Source organism: Nostoc sp. CHAB 5836, assembly GCF_020829445.1.
Taxonomy (GTDB): domain Bacteria; phylum Cyanobacteriota; class Cyanobacteriia; order Cyanobacteriales; family Nostocaceae; genus Nostoc.
This window is the reverse complement of sequence record NZ_JAIVFV010000271.1, coordinates 1-6,212: the sequence shown is the minus strand read 5'-3', so window position 1 is coordinate 6,212 and position 6,212 is coordinate 1. Positions and strand designations below refer to the sequence as shown.

Genomic DNA, 6,212 nt, shown 5'->3' with positions numbered 1-6,212 from the left:
GTCTGGTGTTTCATGTTTCACGTTTCATGTTTCACGCTGCCGGAATGCTGTTTCATGGTGTTTCACGCCCTGAAACATTGATGAAACTGTTGAAACGTTTCATGAAACGTTTCATGAAACAGTGTTGTGAAACACTCCCACCCATCACTCTTGCCTTGATGCCCGTCCCAAAAATGTCAATCCTGCACCAACAATTAATCCCAAGGGAATGAACATCCCACTGCCAATTAATCCAGTAGCGACAACGCTACCAACAAGATATGCACTGCCACCTAAAGCGCCAACAACTGAAGTAGCAAACAATCCGGTACTGAGAATATCCATAACTTGATTTTTCCTTTGATGAGTTAATAGTTTTTGAAGTAATCGAATTTCGGCAACAGTGGCAACAGTTTCATTTTGGATCTGTAGCAATGCTGCCACTGTTTTATAAGCTTCTAAAATCGGATCTGTGTCCCCATTGAAGAAACTCTCTCCCGCAACAAATTGAGTCGGGTTTTGAGTTGTTCCTTTTTGCGGATCGACTCCCCCAGTCTTGTTGAGGCTTCTTCTGCCAAATTAATCAAACTCTGATCTATCTCGGTAATCTGATTATCGACTTCCAACATGGATTGTTCAGCAAAGGCATCCAACACCGTCCCCTTGGCTCCAATCAAGGATTCCATGAACAATAAAGCTCCTGTGACACCAGTCGATGCACCCAAAATCTTAGATTGCTCATTTTGAACGGCTATAGCACCAGAAATAGTCTCTTTATCAGCCGCAGTCAACTTGTATGAGGCTTGTTGAATTGCTTCCGATGCTTTGGTGATTGAGGCTGAGGGTATATCTGCTACAGGTGTTTGTTGAGGCTGTAATCTCTCACTATTAGCACTATTAGTAATATCTCGAAATTTAGCTAAAATCTCCTCTGGAACTAGCGAATCAACCGTCCATTTCTGCTCTGGATATTGACGGCGCAATTCATCAACTATCTTTCCTGGTACTTTGTTGAGAGCTTGTGCAGCGCCTGTACTTCCTCGATCGGAGAAACGCTTTCTTTGAGCGATCGCTTCTACTGTTTTCAAAGCACGTCTAACATTCCCTTCAGACTCCCCAACCAGAGAGCCAAGCATTGCGGCATAAATATGAACCATCGCCTATTCTGTGACTTGAAGAAGATTCTGTCCAGGTTGTCCAACTTTACCTTCCAAAAATCGTTGTCCAACTTTACCTTCCAAAGATGTTGAAAAAATAACATGAAAAAAACTAAAGGAAAAGTTGACTCGGAGTAATATTAAAACAACGGACAACTTCAGAGAGAAAATGCAAAGAAATGCCAGGTCTGTAAGCATGATTACAGCGTTGAGGATTAGCAATTAAGTGGGATCTAATCCAAAAGGAAAAAGAAAGGTCTTTTAACCCTTGTTCATCAAGATGGACGCAACGTTCATGGAGGTACAAATAAACATCCTGAATCTGAGGTCGTTTTGATAAAGAAGGTGTAATCGCAATTAACTCTTGTAAGCAAGAGATGCTTCGTTGATAGCTCTCCAAATATTCTACCGAGCTAAAATAAGTAGCCAAATTAAGGGGAGGCTTTCTTTGACCTAACCATTCTCCACAATGAGAACAATAGCCTGGTTGGCAAAAATTTAACATTCTTTGATGGCAATAGGGGCAAGTATTCTCTAATAAAATGCGATGTTGAGGACAAAACTTAACATTTTCAATTAACCAGAGCAAAGGAATATAAATAACTTCTCCTTGCTCTCGCCATACTTGATAACAATAGGGACACCAAGCACAAGAATGTTTCAAAAGTGGCTCTACTGAATCAAGGACTTTCAGCCAACTCACTAAAGTTAAAGAGTATAAATCTTGACGAGATGTTAACTGTTCTATAGCCGAAAGAATGATTGGAGTAATAGATTGAAGTCCATTGATAACTGATAAATTAGAAGAAGTTGTTTTGTTCGTTAAAAATATCTGTTTAATGGAAGTTTTTTTAGTATCTTTCTGCAATAAATATTCCTCATGTTGAATCAAGGGAACGAGTTCATAGGTATAAAGTTGCCAAGGTCGAAGGCAATGCTGTTGTGCTAATCTTTGCAGATAGCTACTAAAACTCTCAGTATCAGGAGTTCCTAAACCTATTGGTTGCAGAGGATAAAGGTGGCTTCTTTTAGGTAGATTTTGAATCGTTAAATTCCAAGAATCATAAGGAATGAAAAAAGTCTGTTTCTTTCTCCTCCTTTTCTGAGGACTCCTTGTTTAAGGGATAACGGCGAGGAGAAGTTTGTGCAATCTGCTTTTTCGTATTTTTTTGCGAAGCTCGCTCTTTCCCAGAATCTTCTGTCCGGCAGACTTCGCGCTCCTTCTTGCTTTGGCTGTGTTTCAGATGAGTAGTACCATGAGATGAGGGGATTAGTTTCAAATCTTTTTGTAGTTTGAGTAAATCCTCTGATGACTCTTGTAGTTGTTGTTCACCTGTAGAAATAGATTTCAGCATTACCAAACATTGACGGACTCCCAAAGCATGACGTTGTAAATCAGATAAAGTAATAGTCTGAGCATTTCCATCACTATCTAAAACTTCCGAAAGGGTTACAGAAAGCCAATCTTTAAGAATACCTACACAACCTAAACTCCTCTCATAAAGAAATTCCCAATTAGATAACAAATCAGGTTGTTGAGGTAAAGGAAGATATTGACTAAAAGTTTGAACCACACTTTTAAACGCTTTTGCTTCTTGCGAATTGTCAGCATGATACCGTTGAAAATGAATGGTTTTACTACGTCGGCATAATTGATCTCCTAAATCAATTAAAGGTAATAAATCATAAGTTCCAGTGGGAATAATCTTAACTTGAGTTAGATTGGCAAGAGATTTGAGAGTTTCGGGTTGATCTTTTAATTTACGACCACTAGGTAACATAGCAAGATGATGGGCTTCATCAATATAAAAAGCATCGGGAGAACGTTGAATTAAAGCCGATTCCACCGCACTCCGCCACTTTGAGCAAGATTGCCCATAATTAATCTTTTTCTCGATTAAAGGTTCATTTAACACTTTTAACAGACGGATATAAAAATCTTTCCAATCAAACTGACTAAATTCTGGAGCTTTAGCTTCTAAACCAATTACAGGGACTTTACCCTGATTGTGCTTTAATTCAGGTAAGGCTTTCTCGGTTAGTTTTTGCTCTAAACGGCGCAGTAATGTGGTTTTCCCTACTCCGGTTGCTCCAACCACGAAAATTAAGGAAATCCCCGGTGCTTGATAAACCGATTGCATGACTTCATTGAAAGCCTGAATTAGATGAGGATGAGCCATTGTATAATTAACAAAGAATGTTACCCTTTCAGATATTTCCTTGTAATTCATGTAACCATAACGTGTTAGTTGTGCCAAATACTCTTTCCACGGGACTTCCATAACGAGGTTCTCCTGAAGGGCGGTATTTATGGTGACATTTGTAATAAGCCAAAAGTTGTTTAAAATAGACGCTATGGAATTCTTTTCCATTATCGGTAATTATGGTTTGAGGTAATCGACCAAACCTTTTGACACAAATCCGAATTACCATTAAACAACTACGGTAACTGGGTGGTTCAAAGGAAAGATAGACCGCTAAAATCCTTTTACTATAACCATCTACCAGAAAAGTTGCCCAACAGCGACCTAAGCTCATTTGTTCGCTGGAAATAGCACTACTAATATTGCAAGTTGCTAGGGAAATTAAGGAACTAACTAAGTTAATATCTAAGCAAGTATGGTCAATGTGAGCGTTTTCCCAAGGTAATTCTCCATCTTTAGGCATTCCATTGTTTGACTGAAAGGGTTTCGTTTGTTTGGCTATTTTTGAGCCTTGACGAGCTTGGGTGAGTTGATAATTTTTTTGTCGTTTAATCTGCTCGCGAAATGTTCTTTCCGAGGGGGGTTTAAAGGGTGGTTGTTGTTGACTACAAGCTAATTGAAATTCTCGATAGACTCCACTCACTCGTCTATTTTTGGCAGTATAGTAATGATAGTTAAGTCCGTATTTTTGGGCATATTCCTCTCCTGGTGGACAAAACCAATTTCCGTTTTCATCTTGGACGTAGCGGTTGGGTTGTTGTTGTGCTTTTTTGACTAATTCACTAATGGGTTTAAATTCTTCCCAGCCAACCCAGTTTACTTCGATTACGAAAAAATCAGGAGTATGCCTTGTACGAACTTGACGAGCGCTTTTTGAAAAGTAGTTTAATTCCAGGGGCGGTGGTTGGTCGTAATATTCTAAAACTTCTCGGTTATGCTCTAGTTGGTCAATAATATGTGCTAACTCCCCCCGATGAGACTCAAACTGAATAGTTTGACCCATTTTTTCACTACAATAATTCCCACAAACATTGCCATAATTCCCTTGTACTCGGCGAGATGGTGGTATTTGGCGAATCTGAGCTATAAGAGAGCGGGTACTTTGGGTAAGTCTTTTTTGACCGCACCATTGGTCAAACTCTTCTTCTGTGAGCATTGATTGGTTAGAGTTTGGAACTTCAGTTTAGTTTACCGGATTTGTGTCCATTTTCTTTTTCCATTTTGGGATTCTGTCCAATTTCTTCTAACAAAATTCCGCTTGCTGTATTAATTCCTTAACGGCTCAAGCTAGCAGTATCCCAAAACTTGAGCTTCAGAGACATTAAGCAAAAAATTCAGGAACTCAATCTCATTGAACAAGAAATCACACCTAGTAAAACCTATGTTCAGAGGTATTCGGAAATTGGAAAACAGCTGAAAAAAACATCTGTTTGGGATGATCCAAACAAACGAGCAAAGTTAGATAAACTACTCTCTCAACTAGAAGAGTTGGTAGGAAGAATTGATGATTAGTGGCAACTATACGCTTTAGTGCATAAACTCATCTGTGACTTGGTAAAAATGTTTAAAAGATGAACTGCTAGTTAAAATACACTCATTTCTCAAAATTCCGGAAAGAAAGTTCTGATAAAGTCTACCGAGCGATCGCCCAAGCCACCTAAGCAAGAGTTAAAATTCAACGACCAACGACCAAAGCCCTTTTTTTTGACCTTTTAGCTCATAAACCAATAGAGAAACTTCAAAATTCTGTTAGGAATAAGAAGAATAATTTTGAATTAATTATCCTTCTCTACGAGACGCTCTTGCTAGCAAGAGCGTCTCGTAGAGAGCGTCTTGTAATAATGAAATTGTTGAAAGAGGCAGGAGGCACAAAATGTATGGGGATTCAAACCCCAACCAAATTGTAAGCGCTTTTGTTTTCGGCGGGGTTTTAGACCCTTGTTCCCTACGGTCACGGGCAGGAGGGCACCAGCGCTGTTTTCCTCTACTCTTGAACAGCGCTGGTGCCTCCTGCCTTCATTGATAATGCAAGAATTTTGAATCGTTTTGACAGTAAAGTATAAATCAAAGATAAATTTCTGCTACGTTGATAGAAAAAATTTCAAAGATTCTTCTTGGGAGTTATATAGGTGTTACATATACCCCAACAATCCTTCAGGACTTTGAGGAGTTTTTTACCCCTATATAAGTGTTACATAGGTGTTAAATGGGGTATATTTCCTTGTCTGATATTTTATACCCCACTTGGCCCCCAACAGGTTATGATAAACTCTTGGTTCTGGATCAAAAAGGGGTAGTTATTTTATTCTTCTCTCCCTGCTCCCCAAAATTATCTGAACAGATAACTTTCACAAATCGAACCGTATTAACTTGTCCCCTATGTCAAACATTCACGCGTTGCAAAAAATTTTTCCTGCCGGTTTCGATAACGGTTACGGAAGCCTCAAACTTTTAGTCGAAGGATTTGAAGTAGTTCGTGTTCCCAGCTATATAACTAATGCCGAGATGGAAGACGTACCAGGAAGGGTAGTTTTTAACGGTGCTGCTTACACAGTTGGAGAATCAGCTTTCCGCACAGGAAATTATTTTGACCGGAATACTGATAACAATGAAAATAAAGTTAACAACGCATTATTAACTTTGTTAGGTGCATTGGCACATCTGCCACACCGTAAAGCTTGGCACTTAAAATTAGTCGTCAGCTTACATGATGTTGGTCTGGCGAACGAATTACAAAAAGTACTCAGTGGGGAATATCAGCCAATACTAGCTGGCAAACAATCAGAAGTGAAAGTAGAAGTGCTGAAAGTTGTGCTAGAGGGGATGGGTGCATTATTCGGGCATCAATTACCAAAAAAATTAACCATTTTAG

At 39.2% G+C, this 6,212-nt stretch carries 6 protein-coding genes and 1 pseudogene; 2 read left to right on the top strand and 5 right to left on the bottom strand.

Annotated elements, in window-relative coordinates; all coding sequences use genetic code 11:
• Nucleotides 1–144: 144 nt before the first annotated feature.
• The 5 genes from LC605_RS30470 to LC605_RS30450 all read right to left on the bottom strand — a co-directional run bounded on the left by LC605_RS30470 (nt 145) and on the right by LC605_RS30450 (nt 4,496).
• The gene (locus LC605_RS30470) at nt 145–423 is read right to left on the bottom strand and encodes a hypothetical protein (RefSeq protein ID WP_229551157.1); all 279 of its coding nucleotides are present in this window, start codon (nt 421–423) and stop codon (nt 145–147) included.
• A gap of 14 nt (nt 424–437) precedes the next feature.
• Nucleotides 438–1,136, bottom strand: coding sequence for a hypothetical protein (locus LC605_RS30465; protein ID WP_229551156.1), 699 nt, complete (start codon nt 1,134–1,136; stop codon nt 438–440).
• Between the two features lie 112 nt (nt 1,137–1,248).
• Nucleotides 1,249–2,136, bottom strand: coding sequence for a TniQ family protein (locus tag LC605_RS30460; protein ID WP_309143285.1), 888 nt, complete (start codon nt 2,134–2,136; stop codon nt 1,249–1,251).
• A gap of 61 nt (nt 2,137–2,197) precedes the next feature.
• The gene (locus LC605_RS30455) at nt 2,198–3,418 is read right to left on the bottom strand and encodes an ATP-binding protein (RefSeq protein ID WP_229551155.1); all 1,221 of its coding nucleotides are present in this window, start codon (nt 3,416–3,418) and stop codon (nt 2,198–2,200) included.
• Entirely contained in the window at nt 3,345–4,496 is a 1,152-nt protein-coding gene (locus LC605_RS30450; RefSeq protein ID WP_229551154.1) for a DDE-type integrase/transposase/recombinase, read from the bottom strand. The genes LC605_RS30455 and LC605_RS30450 overlap by 74 nt, the downstream gene beginning before the upstream one ends.
• Nucleotides 4,497–4,645: 149 nt before the next feature.
• Here LC605_RS30450 and LC605_RS30445 point away from each other — a divergent pair, with 149 nt between their 5' ends.
• Nucleotides 4,646–4,852: a hypothetical protein gene (locus LC605_RS30445; RefSeq protein WP_229551153.1), complete on the top strand. Its 207-nt coding sequence runs from the start codon at nt 4,646–4,648 to the stop codon at nt 4,850–4,852.
• An 867-nt stretch (nt 4,853–5,719) separates the two neighbouring features.
• Nucleotides 5,720–6,212 (top strand): annotated as a pseudogene (locus tag LC605_RS30440) (hypothetical protein); the annotation flags it as partial.

What these genes read in the sequence shown, in the direction of transcription:
- LC605_RS30465 (WP_229551156.1), bottom strand. Translation starts at nt 1,136, where the DNA reads ATGGTTCATATTTATGCCGCAATGCTTGGCTCTCTGGTTGGGGAGTCT.
- LC605_RS30455 (WP_229551155.1), bottom strand. Translation starts at nt 3,418, where the DNA reads ATGGAAGTCCCGTGGAAAGAGTATTTGGCACAACTAACACGTTATGGT.
- LC605_RS30450 (WP_229551154.1), bottom strand. Translation starts at nt 4,496, where the DNA reads ATGCTCACAGAAGAAGAGTTTGACCAATGGTGCGGTCAAAAAAGACTT.